This window comes from Thiomicrospira microaerophila (genome assembly GCF_000934765.1).
Classification (GTDB): Bacteria; Pseudomonadota; Gammaproteobacteria; order Thiomicrospirales; family Thiomicrospiraceae; genus Thiomicrospira; species Thiomicrospira microaerophila.
On sequence record NZ_JYNN01000011.1, the window covers coordinates 67,162 to 82,414 of the forward strand.

Sequence of the window (15,253 nt, forward strand, 5' to 3'; positions counted from 1 at the left end):
ACAAAGCCTATAGATTCTGCTTATCAGGAAATAAGCGATTGTTGCCCTACGGCGTTGAGGCGTTAGACTTGATGGGTTCTTAAGTGCTCCATCAATGCGTTATAAGGCATGGGGCGGGCAAAATAAAAACCTTGAAAAAAGTAACAGCCCTGATCAATCAACAGCTCGCAATCTTCTCGGTTTTCGACGCCCTCTGCAATGACTTCAGCATTTAAACTGCGTGCCATCGCTACGATACTGTTAATGAGCGACTTCATTGATGGATCTTTGCTCAGCGCACGTACAAAACTTTGATCAATCTTAACCTGACCGAGTGGCAAACGATGGACCAAGGATAACGAAGAGTGACCGGTACCGAAATCATCAATCGCAAAGCCAACTCCTAGCTGACTCAAGCGACACATTTTAGCCACCGCATCATCCACATCTTCAACCAGTGCACTTTCAGTAATTTCAAATTTTAAATGTTTAGCTGAAACCTGATACCGCTCAATTAAGGCCTCAACCTGCTCGACAAAATCAGGTTGCTGAAACTGACGCGCACTCACATTCACCGACAGGGTTAGGTCAGCCAAGTGTGGCTGCTGCGACCAGTTATTAAGCGTCCAACAGGCCTGTTCAATTACCCAATGCCCTATCGGCAAAATCGCACCATTCGACTCGGCAATCGGGATAAACTCTAAGGGGGACACGCTGCCCTTTTCGGGATGATGCCAACGTAACAACAACTCCGCACCGATCACTCTACCTACCTGATCATTCTGTGGCTGGTAGTAGATTTCAAACTGGTTTAGCGACAAGGCCTGGTGTAAATCTTTTTCCAGTGTCATGCGATGCTCTAAACAGGCTTGCATCTGAGGATCAAACAATCTAACGGTATTACGCCCAGCATTTTTAGCTTGATACATCGCACTATCGGCATTTTTTAATACCTCATCCATCAAGGTATCATGACCATAAAACACCGCAATACCAATACTAGGACTTGAAAAATGCTGAAACTCACCAAAATCGTAAGGCTGATTTAAGCTATCACGTAATTTTTCGGCTAATAACTCTGCTTCTAAAGACGCTTGCTCTAGCGCTTTATCTAACCCCTCAAGCAACACCACAAACTCATCACCGCCTAGACGTGCAACGGTATCAGAATCCCTCACTTTTGACTTCAATCGGCGCGCTACTTCAAGTAATAGTTGATCACCAACATCGTGCCCCTTAGTATCATTTAGCGTCTTAAAATTATCCATGTCTAAAAACAGCACGGCACCATGACGCTGCGTGCGATCGGTAACTTTAATCGCATGCCCTAAACGCTCCATTAATAAGCGTCGATTAGGTAACTCGGTTAAGGGATCATAAAAAGCCAGTTTACGAATTTTTTCTTCATCTTCCTTTCGCTGGGTAATATCTAAAAAAGCGCCCACATAATGCGTGACCCGCTTTTTAGCATCATACACGGCTGTAATAGTCAACCACTCCGCATAAACCTCACCATTCTTGCGCCGGTTCCAGATCTCACCTTGCCAGTGGCCATTACGCTTGAGCGTTTGCCACATCGTTTGATAAAATGCACTATCTTGGCGCCCTGAACTCAGCACAGCTGGGGTTTTACCCAATACCTCATGCTCTTGATAACCTGTCAATCTAGCAAATGCACGATTGACTTTTAAAATCTTGCCATCTTGATCAGTAATGGTAATGCCTTCCTGCACATCAAACGCACTGGCCGCAATGCGAAGTTCATCACGATGACGCAATAAAGAAAACATCGCCCACCCCATCAAAACAACAAACAGCGTCAAGGCTGAAACATTATTGACAAGATCTTGTCGAATGCCGTCTAAAAAAGGGGCGGGGGAAATCCCTGCTAGATAGGCCGCCGTGTTCCCTTCTAAATCTTCAATCGAAATAAAATTAGCGATATAGTGCTCACGATTTAACAAAAATGACATTGAAAATGACAGCCCTTCTGAGAGTTTTTGCGTTAAGGGCGCAGACTGATACAGCACCTGTGCGGCACTTTTTAAAAGCGAACTGTAACGAGGGGACGCATCCGGTAATTCACGATGTGGGTCCTCTTCCAGCCAATCTTTCGCAAACGGACTTGCACCATAGAAGGCTTTATTAGACTCAAACACCTCCGCTTTCATTCGTGGATGAATTAGCAGGGCATACTCACGACTGGGATCCAAGAAGGCAATATCACGACGCAGCGTTTCAAACGTATTACTCAACTCAATGGCGCCTAAATGCGCTCCTTGATCAATCAACGGATAGACTGTTCTGAACCCTGGAATCACTCGGCCCGCCTCGAACGCGCCATAAACCGGCTCTAGTGTATCGTTCGCCAATCGAAATGAGTGGCGAAGCGCGGTCAAATTATCCCCAAAACGTTCTGGAACATGCACGCGCAAGAAGGCGGTATTATCAGGCAGTACAATATGAAATTGGAAAATACCATCTTGTTTGATTTTTTCATAAATCGGTGCCAGCTTCAAATATAGCTGATCTCGAACGGTGTTTTGTAACGTCACCTCGCTTGCCTGTCGCATTAACGCCATCACATCAGGCTGGTTAATATAGGTATTAAAATAGACATCCTTGCCTTTTTGCTGCAGATGCTGCACCGAGGTCCAAGCAATATTGAGGCTCGCCAGTTGACGCTGACTATATTGTTCCTGTTCTAGCGAAAAGCGCGAATAAAAATAACTAAAGCCCGCCAACCAAATTGTTGCGAGCAATAAGCTTAAAACCAGACTTAATCTTAAGGTTGTCATTGAGGTCCTAGTTAATGAAATGCGTAAACAATGAACTTTGTGCGATTAATAATTATACAACAGTCACTCAATGAAAGGCGCGCTTATCGATGAACCTTTTAAATAACGGAATCAGACATAATGCACTGAAGCGCATTAAAAGCAGGTTGGTCACTAGACTAAGAGCCGCATAGATTTGGGAGAGATGGCCAAATCCAGCTTTTTGCAGCCGATTGGCTTTAGTCCGACAGGCTCCTAGGAGCCTAAGTGTAAGGCACTTCTTTCTCATGCCGCTGAGTGAGAAAGAAGTGCCATAATGATTAATTTTTAATCTTAATCGGCGTGAGCTTCCAGATGTCGTCGTTGTATTGTGTCATGGTACGGTCGGTCGAGAAAATACCGCTGCGTGCTGTGTTCATAATACTCATGGTGGTCCAAGTTTCCTTATCTTGATAAGCTTGTGCCACGGCATCCTGGGTTTCGATATAGCTGCGGAAATCAGCCAGCGTCATCCATTGATCATGCGGGTTTTTCAGTGATCCAATAATGCCATCAAAAATGCCCGGCTCAAACTGGTTAAAATGCCCAACTTCAAGTAAGTGCATCACCTTCTGTAAATCAACATCTTGGTCAATATATTGTTGCGGATTATAATGCCCTTTGAGCGCATCCACCTCTTCCGTTCTTAAACCAAACAAGAAGAAATGATCATCGGTTACCGCTTCGCGTATCTCTACGTTCGCCCCATCCAAGGTACCGATCGTAATCGCACCGTTCATCATAAACTTCATATTGCCGGTACCCGATGCCTCTTTGCCTGCGGTAGAAATTTGCTCAGACAAGTCCGTACCCGGGCAAATAATTTCCATAAACGACACACGGTAGTTAGGAATAAACACCACTTTCAGCTTATCGCCGACATCCGGATCATTATTCACCACCTGACCAATACCATTAATCAGCTTGATAATCATCTTAGCCATCGCATACCCCGGTGCGGCCTTACCACCGACGAGTATCACACGATTGGTCCAGTTGGCGGTATCGCCAGCTTTAATGCGGTTATAAAGATGAATCATGTGCAAGGCATTCAGCAGTTGACGCTTGTATTCATGGATACGCTTAACCTGCACATCAAACATCGCCTCTGGCTGAACCTGTACACCGGTTTCTTGTTCAATCAGGCTGGCCAAACGTTGCTTGTTATCCAGTTTAATCTGCTGCCACTGCTTGCGGAAGGTTTTGTCATTAATGTGTTTTTCTAGCTTAGACAGCTCGCTTAGATTGGTGACCCAGCTTTCACCGAGCTTGTCATCTAATAGCGCACGCAACCCCGGGTTAGATGCCGCCATCCAACGACGCTGCGTTACCCCGTTGGTTTTGTTATTAAACTTATGCGGCCATAGCTGATAAAACTCATTAAACAGACCTTCTTTCAGCAGTTGCGAATGCAAAGCGGCCACACCATTCACCGAATAGCTGCCGACAATCGCTAAATAGGCCATACGCACCATGCCATGCTCATCAAAAATCGACATACTGCGCTGTCGTTCAACGTTTCCTGGCCACTTCAACGCCACTTCAGAGAGGAAACGGTGGTTAATTTCTTTGATAATTTCGAGTGGCCGCGGAATCAAACGCTGCATTAAATCTTGTGACCATTTTTCGAGCGCTTCTGGCAATAGCGTATGATTTGTGTACGCCATGGTTTGCGTCACGATCTCCCACGATTCATCCCAACCCATGTGATAATCGTCTAGCAAAATACGCATCAATTCAGCCACCGCTAAACTGGGGTGCGTATCATTCAGCTGGAATACATTGGACTGTGCAAAGTGCTTGAAATCCTTGCCGTGATATTTTACCCATTGCTCGACCACATCTTGCAGACTTGCCGACACGAGAAAATACTGCTGGCGCAAACGTAATTCTTTACCATTCTCGCTGCTATCGTTCGGGTAAAGCACCATTGTAATATTATTGGCTTCGTTTTTGGACGAGACCGCTTCAAAATAAGAACCCGCATTAAATTGCTCAAGCTTAAACTCTTCCGCGGCTGTCGCATCCCACAAACGCAAGGTATTCACTGTGCTATTTTTGTAACCCGGAATAGGTACATCAAACGGCACCGCAAGCACTTCTTCATCATTTTCCCAGTGAACAATTAATTGGCCGGTGTGCGGATCGGTGTAAGGACGACAAAAACCGCCAAACTTAATGGTGCGGGTATATTCTGGACGCTGCACTTCCCAAGGGTAAGCATTAAAACCCAACCAATGATCCGGCTCTTCTACCTGATAGCCATTTTGAATACGCTGTCGAAACATGCCATACTCGTAACGCAAACCATAACCCATCACAGGCAATTGCAGGGTTGCACAGCTATCCATAAAGCAAGCCGCTAAACGCCCTAAGCCACCATTACCTAAGCCCGCATCAATTTCCACCTGCTCGATGTCTTCCATGCTCAAGCCCAACTCTTTCAGCGCCTCACCGACTTCGCCTTCAATCCCCAGGTTAAGCATATTGTTAACCAAAGAACGGCCTATCAAAAACTCCATTGAAAGATAATACGCTCGACGAGTGGCTTGTGCACGGTATTGCGCCCAGGTGCCTTTCCAATGACCCATTAAGCGGTCACGTACCACCATAGCGAGCGCCTTAAGCTGGTAATCCTTGTCTGAGGTCAACTCACGGCCAAGGTTGTTTTCTAAATAATGTAGAAAATCAGTCTCCAAACTGACCTGATCGCTTTTCATCCGATCGGCTACACGTTGTTTAATTTTGTCCATCGAGGACGCATGGGATTTTGACATTTATAATTCCTTTGAATAAAGTTCAACATAGTTTTTGGCACTTTTTTGCCAGTTGAGCGGTTGCTCCATCCCCGTTTTTTGTATTTGCTGCCAACTGCGTGGCTTATTAAAGAGCGCCAAGGCGTGCAAAATTGTGGCACGCAGCGCATGCGGATTGGGGTCATACAACATAAACCCTGTCGCCGTTTTATTTTTAATATTCTCTGGCGTCGCGTTCACTACCGTGTCAGCCAAGCCACCGGTATGATGAACAATAGGCAAAGTACCATAGGCTAGACTATACATCTGATTTAAGCCACAAGGCTCAAAACGTGAAGGCATTAAGAACATATCAACCCCTGCTTCAACTTGATGCGCCAAGGGTTCAGAATAACCAATGTGGACAAACACCCTGTCAGGGTAGGCCACCGCCAGCTCACGCAACCGATGCTCGTATTCGGCTTGACCTGCGCCGACAAACACGAAACGCACATCCTGTTCGGCTAACAACCCAGGCAACACCTGCAAAATAAGATCAATCCCTTTTTGCTCGACCAAGCGACCAACAAAACCAATTAAAGGCTTATCTAAATGCAGATGAGGGTCATGATCCCCTAACAGGGTAAGCAAGACCTCTTTATTGCGTTTTTTCTGGCTAACTCGGCCTTTTTTAACCGAATAGTTAAATGAGATGTAACGGTCCGTTTCAGGGTTCCAGACCTTATCGTCAATGCCATTCAAAATACCAACAAGACGACCCTGCGCTTGACGTTTGGTTAAAATACCCTCAAAGCCATAAGCTAACTCAGGATAACAAATTTCTTTGGCATAGGTGGGGCTCACTGTCGTAACCCAATCGGCATACACGATACCGGCTTTAAGCATCGAAAGTTGACTGTAAAACTCAACACCCTCCGGCGTCCACCATTCCCAAGGCAACCACAAACTATCAAATAGCGACTTCGGGAAATAGCCCGCATAGGCCATATTATGCACGGTGAATAAGGTGCGTGGCGGTTGAACTTCATGCGATAAAAATGCTGGCACCAAGCCCGTTTGCCAATCATTAGCATGCACCACATCGGCTTTCCATTTTAAGCCAGCACGATCCATCGCAATTTCGGCCACCACGCGCGAAAATACCGCAAAACGCTCACCGTTGTCCCACCAATCACGCCCATCCGGTCCGAGATAAGGGTTTCCTGGACGGTTAAACAACTCGGGAATATCGACCAGAATCACATCGGCTTTAAACTCCGGCATATCCGCCTTGAGCAAGCGCACCTGTAAGCTACGCCCAGCACCGCCTATGCTAAACTGGCTAACAAGGTTGACACGACATAAATGATCCGTCACCGCTTGATAAGCCGGCAACACCAACTTTACTTTATGTCCTAATTCGGCTATCGCATCCGGCAGACTCCCCGCCACGTCCGCTAAACCGCCGGTTTTAATTAAGGGATGCGCTTCAGAACTTGCATATAGTACTTTCATAAAACAACTCTTTTATCAGTTTTTACAACCAGGCCTGGTTGTAAAATTTATTATAAACTTCATTTCATTACACTTTTTTTAACACTAAAAAACCGAGCGGGGGCAAGGTCATCTGTACCGACACTGGGCGATTCATCCAAGGCTGTGGTTCAGAATAAAGCCGACCTGCATTGCCTAGATTACTACCACCATAAATTTCAGAGTCTGAGTTAATGACTTCTTGATAACACCCGGCTTCTGGCAAGCCTATACGATAACCATAACGCGGAACGGGCGTAAAATTAAAAATACACACGAGGGTTTCATTATCACTATGACGCTCAAAACTCAAAATCGATTGCGCATGATCATGACAATCAATCCAGCTAAACCCTTTGGCATCAAAGTCATATTGATGTAAGGCGGCTTGTGCTTGGTAAAGATGATTCATATCCCGAACCAACAACTGCGCACCACGGTGCATCGGTTGTTCAGCTAAATCCCAAGGCAAGGATTCATCTTCATTCCATTCGGTCCAGGGCGCAAATTCACAACCCATAAACAACAATTTCTTACCTGGGTTAAGCAGTTGATAACCCATTAACAGTCTAAAGTTTGCCATTTTCTGCCAAGTATCACCTGGCATTTTACTGACTAACGAACCTTTCATGTGTACCACTTCGTCATGCGACAAAGGCATCACAAAGTTTTCGCTATAGGCATAAATCTGGCTAAAGGTAAGTTGATTATGGTGATAAGGGCGATAAATCGTATCCTTCTCAAAATAATCGAGCGTGTCATTCATCCAGCCCATGTTCCACTTCATCGAAAAGCCTAGCCCGCCCATCCAAGTCGGACGCGATACCATTGGCCAAGACGTCGACTCTTCTGCCATGACTAACGCACCAGGTTGGCGGCTATGAATTTCAGCGTTAAGCTGCTGCATAAAGGCAATCGCATCGAGGTTTTCACGCCCACCATGAATATTCGGAATCCACTCACCCGCATTGCGCGAATAATCCAAATACAGCATCGAGGCTACGGCATCAACACGTAACCCGTCTAGGTGAAACTCTTCCAGCCAATAGAGTGCATTGGCAATTAGGAAATTGCGCACCTCATTGCGGCCAAAATTAAAAATATAGGTACCCCAATCCTTGTGCTCGCCTAATCGGGGATCTTGGTGTTCATACAAGGCGGTACCATCGAAGCGCGCGAGGGCAAAACTATCTTTGGGGAAATGGGCTGGCACCCAGTCCAAGAACACGCCTATGCCATGTTGATGACAATGATTAACAAAGTAACGGAAATCATCAGGCGTACCAAAACGGCTGGTTGGCGCATAATAGCCCGAGGTTTGATATCCCCATGAGCCATCAAAAGGATGTTCGGTAATCGGCAATAACTCAATATGGGTGTACCCCATCCATTGAACATAATCCACTAATCGATGTGCGATTTCGCGATAATTCAAAAACTGACCTTGGTCATCTTTTTGCCAAGAACCCAGATGTACTTCGTAGATGTTAATGGGTTGATGTTGCCAGTCAGCGGTTTGACGTTTTTCTAACCAGGCCTGGTCAGCCCAATCAAAATCAGGGTTACAAATAATAGAGGCCGTATGAGGGCGCAATTCCATAGCTTTTGCATAGGGGTCAGTTTTAGTAAACACCGCCCCTGTTTGATTGTTACGAATTTCAAATTTATAGTTGTCGCCCGGCTGCAAGCCCGGAATAAACAATTCCCAGACGCCCGAACTACCACGGCAACGCATCGGGTGGCGTAAACCATGCCAACCGTTAAAATCACCCACCACCGAAACACGCTCGGCTGACGGTGCCCAAACCGCAAACTGCACCCCCTCAACACCGTCAATGCATGTAATATTAGCGCCCATATGCTGATAAATCTGCCAATGATGGCCCTCAGCAAACAGGTGTAAATCTAATTCACCCAATAAAGGCTCAAACGAATAAGGAGAGACCATCCGATGTTCAGCACCGTCGATTTCAACCCAGTTCAACGCATAGTGTGGCGGTAACTCGGCATATTGCGACTCAGTGAGATCGACATAAAAGCACGCACTGTTCGCCACACGCTGCATCGGATAGCGGCCTTCTAGCGTCACCTCCACCGCCGTAGGCGACCAAGCGCGAATCTGCCAATTTGCTGATAACGCAGGGGCTTGAGGATGGGCACCTAATAATTCAAAAGGATCGTGCAAACGTCCCTGCTGCATGCGCTCAATCAGCGCGAGTGTGTGACTATTCATACCTCTCCTTTTTCTGGCGTTAAACGCTGGCTAGCGGCTACCAGCGATTTAATGCGTTGTTCAATACCTTGCGGCAGATCATCCCAGTCAAACTGCCAACGCCAGTTGTTTTCTGTTGTGCCCGGTGTATTCATCCGGTGTTCTGAGCCTAATGCCATAAAATCTTGCATCGGCACAATCACCCGCTCTCCAATCGAATCGAACCCACTGGCAATTAGCGGCCAAGGCATCTCACCCGCATCGGTGCGAATTTGAGAAAGCACCCAGGCCTGGGTATCGCCATTCAAACTATTAAACCAACCGACGCTGGTGTCATTATCATGGGTACCCGTATAAACCACTGAATTTTCAACCAACTCATTCAGCGCGTGGGGGTTATCAGGCAAGCCACTAAACCCAAACTGCAACACCGACATACCCGGCAAATTAAACTGATTTTTAAGTGCCACCACTTCAGGTGTAATAATGCCTAAATCTTCGGCTACTAACGGCAAGGGATCAAATTCTTGTTGCAGTTTAGTCAGCAAGGCTTCGCCCGGCACCGCTACCCACTGTCCATTCATCGCCGTGGGTTCCTCGGCAGGGATTTCCCAACTGGCCTCTAAACCTCTAAAGTGATCAATACGCAATAAATCAAACTGCGCCAGCGCCGCCTCAACCCGCAAACGCCACCAGCGGAAATCATCCTGCGCCATCACCTGCCAGTTATAATGGGGATTACCCCAACGCTGACCCGTTTCCGAGAAATAATCCGGTGGTACCCCGGTCACAACGGTCGGTTGACGATGCTCATCAAGTTTAAATTGATCAGGATTCGCCCAGACATCAGCACTGTCATAGGCAATAAAAATCGGCATATCGCCGAATAACTGTATCCCTTTCGCATTCGCATCGGTTTTAAGTTGATGCCAAATATGTTGCAAATAAAACTGCTGCTTTTTAACCTTCTCTAGCGCGGCTTTATGGGTATTGGCAAAATCCGCTAACGTTTGGGGGTCACGTTGACGATACGCCTCTGGCCAATCAAACCAGCCTTGTCCGTTAAACGTGGCTTTTAGCACGACAAACAAGGCATAATCCTCTAACCAGTGCGGCGGATTCAACAGATACTGTGCAAAGGCTTTTATATCCACCTGTTTTTGCCAGCCCGAGGGTAGCAACCTTGGATTCATCGCAAACGCCGACAAACCCTGGTAAGGCGACAAGTCATCATGCGGTGGCGTCAAAGGCAACATCTGCCAAATCGACAGGCCGGATTTTTGCATCCAATCTAAAAACACCCAGGCCTGGTAATCTAATACACCACTGGGTAATGAAGTAGGATGCAATAACACCCCTGCGGATCTAGCCATGTTAACCTCTCTTTACGCTCTGCGGGTGCAAAGCGATTAATTACGACGCATTGTGCCCGCGTTTTCCATATCTCCACCACCTTGCGATATCGGAATATCTAAGTGCGGCGGCGGAGTAAGTTCGAGCAAATTATACAGTTTTTGTAAATGACGGCGGTATAGCTGGTCAAAGTCGTTGACGCTGCCCGATGGATTATAGTCACCAAACCACCAAAACCAGTCTGAACCTTCACAAATAGCCAACTGCTCAGTCGCCAATTGCTGCTGCTCAACGGATAAAGTGCCTTTTTTAATAACTTCATCAAACACCGTCTTCGCCTCGACCAACAAATCCCACCCCTTATTCTTATCAGGATCACCAATCCAGGTAGAAAACGAGCCGTATACCCAACTCCCTGCTTTCAAAATCGGTAAATGACGCGGTTTCGCCCCCTTATCCAAGGCTTCGCTGAAGGTCGTCATCTCAATTTTACTATGGTGCGTTAAGCGCTGATAGAGTGCGGATAGAAAGTGGAAGGCATTGTCAGGATAATATTCCCATGCATTTTCACCGTCTAAAATCACCGTCACCACATGCTCTTCAACCTTATCACCCAAAAAGTTAGCGATATTATCAAGATGATGCGCAAAATCATTGGCCGCATCGGTTGGCTTCCAGTCTTTGTATTGAAAGCCAATTAAATCCGACAGACCATCATCACGAAAGTACAAGGCACAGTCTTTACTCGCCTGCTGCATCGGTTGATAAAGTGCGCGTTTTGAGGCAATATCATGATGATCAAGATGCGATGCCTCACAACTATGCCGCCACACCCCTTCTCCCGATGCACTCCATTTAATACCATAAAAATCCAACATACCGATAGCGGGTGAGCTGACTGCGCCCTCAGACAACCAAACGCCTTTAGGTTTTTGACCAAAGTGTTCTGAAAATACCTGCATCCCTTTTTCCATATGCCAACAGGCGCGCTCATACCCCCCCGGGTAAGCCGGACTATTCGGTGCTGGAGCGTGCGGCAACGCATCACGCATCGAATGAAAATCAATTAACAAAGGCACCAAAGGGTGACCATAAGGCGTCATGGACAACTCTATTTGCCCGTCGTCCATCAGACGACGGTAACGTGGAATAATACCGGCTACCGTATCGGCCATCACCTGCATCAGAATCGTTTGATCAGCTTCGCTAAATCCACCATTTTTGGCCAATAAAGCTTTAACGCGATCATCCTTGCGGCGAACACTCGCCCCCATCCAAGACAAGTGATACCACATCAACAAATCACGGAAATATTCAACGCTCAAATACATCAGGGTTTGCTCATAATCCTGGGTATCTGGGCTAAACGGACGCACCATATCGATCAAATGTTTAAAATGCGGCAGTGGATCAATCATCGTGGGCGCAAACGCGCGCTGGCAAGCCGATACAATTTCCTTGCGCCCTTCCAAGTCCATCGGCAAAGGCAAGGCACCCGCTACCCAGTTTAGCAAGGTATCTTGCATGGGGCGCTGCTGCTCAAGCCATTGAGTCATCTGCATCGCATAATCATCGAGCTGCTCAAGCAACACGGGGGCAAAATTAACCACTACCTTAGCTTGCGGACAATCCTCCAAATGCGCGATCATATCGGCATAATCTTTGATCGCATGCAAATAAACCCAAGGTAAACGATATTCACCATCTAGCCCATCTCGATAATGGGGTTGATGCATGTGCCAACACAGCACAAGCTTAATTTTTTTGGTTTGATCCACTTTAACGCACAACTCTCTTTGTTTGAGGGCGTTTGACAGCCCTAATTAATTGTCTAACGGGTAAAATGCATGTTCTGCCCAAGCATCTCAGGCGTCACCAGTACTAACCCATTCTCATCCACATAAAAACGCTTCGCATCCTCAACCGGGTCTTCACCAATAACGGTACCTGATGGAATCACCGTACCCTTATCGATAATCGCATTTTGAATACGGCAATTACGCCCAACTTCAACCCGCGGCAACAACACCGAATCTTTAATTAATGAGTAGCTATGAATAAAACTACCGCTTGAAATGACCGAGCGCTTCACGCGCGCACCCGACAAAATACAGCCGGCTGAAATCATCGAATCAATCGCTTCACCGCGGCGGCCTTCATCATCAAATGCAAACTTCGCTGGTGGCATTTGCGCTTGGTAAGTCCAAATTGGCCAGTCCCGATTATACAGATTTAACTCTGGGGTAATCGAACAAAGGTCTAAACTGGCCTTCCAGAACGACTCCAGCGTCCCCACATCGCGCCAATAAACCGGATTCCCCTGGTCATCCTGGAACGGATAAGCGCGCACATTCCAATCATCAATAATAGAAGGAATGATATCCTTACCAAAATCATTCGACGAATTCGGATTATCATGATCCTCAATCAACTTTTGGAACAAAAATTCAGTAGAAAAAATATAAATGCCCATTGAGGCCAAGGCCATATCAGGCTTACCCGGTACGGCTTCAGGGTCTTTCGGTTTTTCAGTAAACTTAGTAATACGATAATCTTCATCTACCGACATCACACCGAAACCGGTTGCATCCATGCGCGGCACCTCAATACAACCAATCGTCACGTCGGCGCCTGAATTGGCATGCTCAACCAACATTTTGCTGTAATCCATCGAGTAAATATGATCCCCTCCCAGCACCATCACATATTCAGGGGTATGACGACGCATAATATCGAGGTTTTGGTAGAGCGCATCGGCGGTCCCTTTGTACCACTCTTTGTCGACACGCTGCTGCGCAGGCAACAACTCAACAAACTCACCTACTTCATAACGCATAAAACTCCACGCACGCTGTACATGACGAATTAACGAGTGCGCCTTGTATTGCGTCAACACACCAATCTTACGAATACCGGAGTTCACACAGTTCGACAATACAAAGTCAATAATACGGTATTTACCCCCAAACGGCACCGCCGGCTTCGCACGCCAGCGGGTCAAATCCTTTAAACGACTGCCCTCACCGCCTGCCAACACGAGAGCAAGGGTCTTACGGGTTAATTCTGTGGCGCTTTTGGTTTCTGTATAATTCTTCATAACATTCCTCTTGTTGTTTTTACATTTAAATTTCTATTTATGACTTATGCATAGCCAACTTACCCTGATTGAATCAAGCGCAAAGCTCGCACTGCCGCCCCTTTTAAACCTAGTGACTCATCTTTAACGAGATAAACCGGCATCGCCTGCACCAGACGCATCATTCGGCCTTTGGCATGGAGTGCATTTAAAAAGGCGGGCTGTCTCATCCACCTCTCTAGCTTTACTGCAATCCCGCCAGCAATATAAATACCTGCACGCGCCGGCCAGAGCAACGTCAAATTACCAATATAGCTACCATAAATTTCAACAAAGCTATTAAGGGTCTTTATCGCCACATCATCGCCGCCTTCAGCCAACTGATGAATCTGTGGCGCGGACAACCAGGCCTGGTTGTCCTTGACAGGTAAATCAGCATAAAAGGCATATAAAGCTTCTAGCCCAGCACCCGACAACACGCGCTCAAACGACACATGCGGCCATAACTGCCACAACCACACCAACAAATCCTGCTGCTCCGGGGTTTGTGGTGCAAAATCCATGTGCCCACCCTCGCAGGGCTGTGGCCAGAAGCCATCTAAACAGCGCACTACTGGCGCGACGCCAAGTCCTGTGCCCGCCCCCACCACTAAACGATTGCCACGCCCATCAAACTCACCGGCATGCAATTCAACACAGTCTTGTGGATCCAAGGCATCAACGCCAAACGCGGCGGCTTGAAAATCATTAATCAACTCTAACCGATGAATATGGCCAACCGCTTGCAACTGATCAGCATCCACCTGCCAAGGTAAGTTCGTCAGGGATGCCTGCCGACCGGCAACAGGTCCAGGCAATCCAAAACAAGCGGCTTCAAAACGCGTGAAATGATACTGTGAACAAAAGGTATGAATGATCGCCTCAAGCGACTCAAACGATTGACTAGGGAATTTGGCTTGCGCCACGACTTGATGAGGCTTCTCCAAGTCCACTGCTTGCAGCAAGGCTTTGGTACCTCCTATATCACCGGCTAACACTAACACATGCAAAACCTTTTATAAGCGAAATACGTTACAAGACAGTGTAGCAGGTTTTGCAGTGTTTTTAATAGCCTAAATTAGCAGAAGTTTGCATAATTTAATATAAGACAAGATTTCAAAAGCGCTGACCACCTTATGCAACCGCTGAATTAAACATAAACGCGTCAACAGCGTTTTAACCGGGTTAAGGCGGTGCATCATTCATCGGGTCACGTTGAAGTGGCAATACAAAGCTAAACTGGCTACCCTTGCCTAGCTCACTTTCGATCTCCAACTCAACCCCCATCATGGTAAGAAACGCTTTGACTATCGACAAACCAATACCCACCCCACCAAATGCACGACCATCTGAGTTATCAACCTGGTTAAATGGCTCAAAAATAGCCGCTCTATCCGCTTCTGCTATACCAATACCTTGATCGATCACACTAAATCGAACCCAAGCCGTTTCACTCTTCCAATTATCAAACGGGTGATCAGGGCTAGCTTCGATTTTCAGCTCAACACAG

General features: G+C 46.7%; 9 protein-coding genes. All 9 read right to left on the reverse strand.

Features of this window, described 5'->3' with window-relative positions:
* Positions 1-62: 62 nt before the first annotated feature.
* On the reverse strand, positions 63-2,777 hold the full coding sequence (locus NA59_RS15690) for a bifunctional diguanylate cyclase/phosphodiesterase (protein WP_052501492.1): 2,715 nt from the start codon (positions 2,775-2,777) through the stop codon (positions 63-65).
* 299 nt (positions 2,778-3,076) lie between these two features.
* Positions 3,077-5,572: a glycogen/starch/alpha-glucan phosphorylase gene (locus tag NA59_RS05890; RefSeq protein ID WP_044409468.1), complete on the reverse strand. Its 2,496-nt coding sequence runs from the start codon at positions 5,570-5,572 to the stop codon at positions 3,077-3,079.
* Positions 5,573-7,045, reverse strand: coding sequence for a glycogen synthase GlgA (glgA, locus tag NA59_RS05895; RefSeq protein ID WP_044409471.1), 1,473 nt, complete (start codon positions 7,043-7,045; stop codon positions 5,573-5,575).
* Positions 7,046-7,112: 67 nt separating this feature from the next.
* Positions 7,113-9,296 (reverse strand): 1,4-alpha-glucan branching protein GlgB, encoded by a 2,184-nt coding sequence (glgB, locus tag NA59_RS05900; protein ID WP_044409474.1) that lies wholly within the window; start codon positions 9,294-9,296, stop codon positions 7,113-7,115.
* Positions 9,293-10,648 carry a 4-alpha-glucanotransferase gene (gene malQ, locus NA59_RS05905; protein WP_044409478.1) on the reverse strand — a complete coding sequence of 452 codons (1,356 nt, stop codon included), beginning with the start codon at positions 10,646-10,648 and terminating at the stop codon, positions 9,293-9,295. The genes glgB and malQ overlap by 4 nt, the downstream gene beginning before the upstream one ends.
* Positions 10,649-10,684: 36 nt before the next feature.
* The gene (locus NA59_RS05910) at positions 10,685-12,364 is read right to left on the reverse strand and encodes a glycoside hydrolase family 57 protein (protein WP_044409496.1); all 1,680 of its coding nucleotides are present in this window, start codon (positions 12,362-12,364) and stop codon (positions 10,685-10,687) included.
* A gap of 95 nt (positions 12,365-12,459) precedes the next feature.
* The gene (glgC, locus tag NA59_RS05915) at positions 12,460-13,725 is read right to left on the reverse strand and encodes a glucose-1-phosphate adenylyltransferase (protein WP_044409481.1); all 1,266 of its coding nucleotides are present in this window, start codon (positions 13,723-13,725) and stop codon (positions 12,460-12,462) included.
* Between the two features lie 59 nt (positions 13,726-13,784).
* Positions 13,785-14,747, reverse strand: a complete 963-nt coding sequence (locus NA59_RS05920; RefSeq protein ID WP_052501493.1) for a glucokinase — start codon at positions 14,745-14,747, stop codon at positions 13,785-13,787.
* A gap of 181 nt (positions 14,748-14,928) precedes the next feature.
* Positions 14,929-15,253: ATP-binding protein (locus NA59_RS05925; RefSeq protein WP_044409484.1), on the reverse strand; the 325-nt coding region annotated here is incomplete at its 5' end.

Excerpts from the sequence above, each read along its gene's own strand:
- glgA (WP_044409471.1), bottom strand. The coding sequence starts at position 7,045 with ATGAAAGTACTATATGCAAGTTCTGAAGCGCATCCCTTAATTAAAACC.
- NA59_RS05890 (WP_044409468.1), bottom strand. The coding sequence starts at position 5,572 with ATGTCAAAATCCCATGCGTCCTCGATGGACAAAATTAAACAACGTGTA.
- NA59_RS05910 (WP_044409496.1), bottom strand. The coding sequence starts at position 12,364 with ATGCATCAACCCCATTATCGAGATGGGCTAGATGGTGAATATCGTTTA.
- malQ (WP_044409478.1), bottom strand. The coding sequence starts at position 10,648 with ATGGCTAGATCCGCAGGGGTGTTATTGCATCCTACTTCATTACCCAGT.
- glgB (WP_044409474.1), bottom strand. The coding sequence starts at position 9,296 with ATGAATAGTCACACACTCGCGCTGATTGAGCGCATGCAGCAGGGACGT.
- NA59_RS15690 (WP_052501492.1), bottom strand. The coding sequence starts at position 2,777 with ATGACAACCTTAAGATTAAGTCTGGTTTTAAGCTTATTGCTCGCAACA.
- glgC (WP_044409481.1), bottom strand. The coding sequence starts at position 13,725 with ATGAAGAATTATACAGAAACCAAAAGCGCCACAGAATTAACCCGTAAG.